The organism is Streptomyces sp. OfavH-34-F, assembly GCF_022347745.1.
Taxonomy (GTDB): domain Bacteria; phylum Actinomycetota; class Actinomycetes; order Streptomycetales; family Streptomycetaceae; genus Streptomyces.
On record NZ_JAKRGC010000498.1, the window covers coordinates 1 to 2,979 of the forward strand.

At 76.3% G+C, this 2,979-nt stretch carries 4 protein-coding genes; 1 reads left to right on the forward strand and 3 read right to left on the reverse strand.

What is annotated here, in order from left to right:
* Positions 1 to 223: adenosylcobinamide-GDP ribazoletransferase (locus MHW47_RS33930; protein ID WP_239227692.1), on the reverse strand; the 223-nt coding region annotated here is incomplete at its 3' end.
* Positions 224 to 301: 78 nt separating this feature from the next.
* Here MHW47_RS33930 and MHW47_RS33935 point away from each other — a divergent pair.
* Complete coding sequence (locus MHW47_RS33935) at positions 302 to 1,060, forward strand: hypothetical protein (RefSeq protein WP_239227689.1); 759 nt, start codon at positions 302 to 304, stop codon at positions 1,058 to 1,060.
* Positions 1,061 to 1,077: 17 nt separating this feature from the next.
* Here the strand turns inward: MHW47_RS33935 and MHW47_RS33940 are convergent, their stop codons facing one another.
* Together MHW47_RS33940 and MHW47_RS33945 are read right to left on the reverse strand one after the other, a co-directional pair.
* Entirely contained in the window at positions 1,078 to 2,220 is a 1,143-nt protein-coding gene (locus MHW47_RS33940; RefSeq protein ID WP_239227690.1) for a nicotinate-nucleotide--dimethylbenzimidazole phosphoribosyltransferase, read from the reverse strand.
* A gap of 136 nt (positions 2,221 to 2,356) precedes the next feature.
* Positions 2,357 to 2,979 (reverse strand): bifunctional adenosylcobinamide kinase/adenosylcobinamide-phosphate guanylyltransferase (locus tag MHW47_RS33945; protein WP_239227691.1); only part of this gene is annotated, 623 nt, incomplete at its 5' end.

The window sequence follows — 2,979 nt, forward strand, 5'->3', positions numbered from 1 at the left end:
CCGAGGCGACCGCGGCCGCCAGCGGGCCTGCCCCGCCCCACAGCAGCAGCCTGCCCGGCACCGCCGCGAGCAGACCCACGACCAGCCCGGCCAGCGGCGCGCACAGCATCCCGGCCCGCGCGGCCTCCCGGTCCCAGCGGCTGACGCGGACGGGGAGCACGGTCAGGGTGCCGAAGGCGAACCGCAGGCCGTGGCTGTCGAGGGAGGAGGTCACGGCGCGCAGGCTAATCGGTACGTCCGCCCGCTAGATTGTCCGAAATGCCGCACAACGGGGCAGAAGCGGACGACCAGGAGTGGTGGGATGGGTCACTGGTTCGAGCGCAACTTCGTCGAGCCGGGGAAACTTCCGCTGCTCCTCGCCCTGACCGCGTTCGTGCTGACCTTCGCGGTGACCCGGTTCGTCACCCGGATGATCCGGGCCGGGAAGGGGCCGTTCCGCAACATCACGCCCGGCGGCGTCCACATCCACCACGTGGTGCCCGGGGTGGTGCTGAGCGTCGTCGGCGGCTTCGGCGCGGTGGCCGCAGGGCAGCACGGCATCGCGGCCGCCCTCTGCGCGATCGTCTTCGGCGTCGGCGCGGGGCTGGTCCTGGACGAGTTCGCGCTGATCCTGCACCTGGACGACGTGTACTGGACGGAGGAGGGCCGCCGCAGCGTGGAGGTCGTCGTGCTCACCGCGGCCCTGGTGCTGCTGGTGCTCGGCGGGTTCTCGCCGCTGGGCGTGGACGATCTGAGCGACGATCAGCAGCAGGGCAGGGCGGGCGCGGTGGTCACCGTCGTCATCAACTTCTGCTTCGTTCTGATCACCCTGTTCAAGGGGAAGGCCCGGATGGCCGTCGTCGGCACCCTGGTCCCATTCGTGGCCCTGGTCGGGGCGGTACGGCTGGCCCGGCCGACCTCGCCGTGGGCCCGCCGGTTCTACCGCCACCGGCACCGGGCCCGCTCCCGCGCCGTGCTGCGCGCCTACCACCACGACGTCCGCTGGGCCGGGCCGCGCCGCGCGTTCCAGGACCTCATCGGCGGGGCGCCCGACCGGCCCCCCGCACCGCCCCGTCCCTGACCGCAGCCCCGCCGCCGTCAGCCCGTCGCCTCTTGCGCCCCGCCGTCCGTCTCGTCCCCCGCGCCGTCCGCGTCCGCGTTCCCGTCCGCATCGGCATCCGCTTCCGCATCCGCGTCCGCATCCGGCTCGCGTTCGGGCAGCTCCGCCGCGAGCGCCGCCGCGGCCTGGACGAGGGGCAGGGCGAGCAGCGCCCCGCACCCCTCGCCGACGATCACCCCGTGGTCCAGCACCGGGTTGAGCGCCATCCGGTCCAGCGCCTTCGCCTGCGCCGGCTCACCGCTCGCCTGACCCGCCAGCCACCAGTCCGGCGCCCGGAACGCGGCCCGCTGGCCGACCAGCGCCGCCGCCGCGCCCACGACGCCGTCCAGGATCACGGGCAGCCGCCGCACCGCGCACTGGAGCAGGAACCCGGTCATCGCGGCCAGGTCGGCGCCGCCCACCGTCGCCAGCAGCTCCAGCTGGTCACCCAGGACCGGCCGGGCCCGGCGCAGCGCGTCGCGCACCGCCGCGCACTTGCGCATCCACGCCAGGTCGTCGATGCCCGCGCCCCCGCGCCCGGTCACCACCGACGCGTCCGTGCCGCACAGCGCCGCGATCAGCGTGGCCGCCGCCGTCGTGCCGCCCACGCTGAGGTCGCCGAGCACCACCAGATCGGTGCCCGAGTCGGCCTCCTCGTCGGCCACCGCGATCCCGAGCCGCACCGCGGCCCGGGCCTCCTCGGCCGTCAGCGCGTCCTCGACGTCGATCCGCCCGCTGCCCCGCCGCACCCGGGTGCGCACGACGGCCTCCGGCAGCAGTTCGGGGTCGCAGTCGAGTCCGGCGTCCACGATCCGCACCGGCACGGCGTACCGGCGGGCCAGCACGGCCAGCGGGCTCGCGCCCTCCAGCGTGGCCCGCACCAGCTCGTGCGCGGTGCCGGCCGCCCGCCCCGACACATCGAGCCGCGCCACGCCGTGGTCACCCGCGAACAGCACCACGCGCGGCTGCTCGATGGTCCGCACCGGCGCCGACTGCTGCGCCGCGGACAGCCACTCGGCCAGCTCGTCCAGCCGCCCGAGGGCGCCCACCGGCACGTTCAACCGCTCCCGGCGTTCCTCGGCATCGCGCCGTACGCCCCCGTCGGGGCGTTCGATCAGATCGGAGAAGTCGTCCAGATTCACGGGGTTCTGCCTCGCGGGTAGGTACGGGGATGTCCGTCGAGCCCGCCACGGGCTCACTGCGGAACAGTACCCGCCGCCCTTTCCCGCCCCCCCCCCGCAGGAGGCCCGCCCCGCCCCGCCGGAGGCCCGCCCCCGCTCAGCCGCGCAGCGGCACCACCTGGCCCGCCACCACCAGCAGCACCTGCTCGCACTCACCGGCCACCGCCGCGTTCAGCCGGCCCAGCTCGTCCCGGAATCGCCGGCCGGACGCCGTCGCCGGAACCACGCCGGAGCCGGCCTCGTTGGTCACCATGACGACCGTGCGCCGCGTCCCGCGCACCGCCGCGACCAGCTCCGCCGTCCGCGCCCGCAGCGCCCGCTCCGCGCCCTGCGCCCAGCTCGCGTCGGACCAGGCGTCCACCCGGTCCATCGCGTGCGTCAGCCACAGGGACAGGCAGTCGATCAGCAGCGGCGGCCCGTCCTCGGACAGCAGCTCCGCCAGCGCCCAGGTCTCCTCGGTGCGCCAGCTCGCCGGCCGCCGCTCCCGGTGCAGCCCGACCCGCGCCGCCCACTCGGCGTCCCCGTCCCGGCCGCCGCCGGTCGCCACGTACACCACCTCCGGGTACGTCTCCAGCCGGCGTTCCGCCTCGACGGACTTCCCGGAGCGCGCGCCGCCGGTGATCAGGGTGCGCCGGGGGAGCGCGGCCGGCTCGCGGAAGGCGCCGACCGTCAGCGTCGTGCCGTCCGGCACGGCCCGCGCCCCGGCCGCGGCGAGCCGGC

Excerpts from the sequence above, each read along its gene's own strand:
- MHW47_RS33935 (WP_239227689.1), top strand. The coding sequence starts at position 302 with ATGGGTCACTGGTTCGAGCGCAACTTCGTCGAGCCGGGGAAACTTCCG.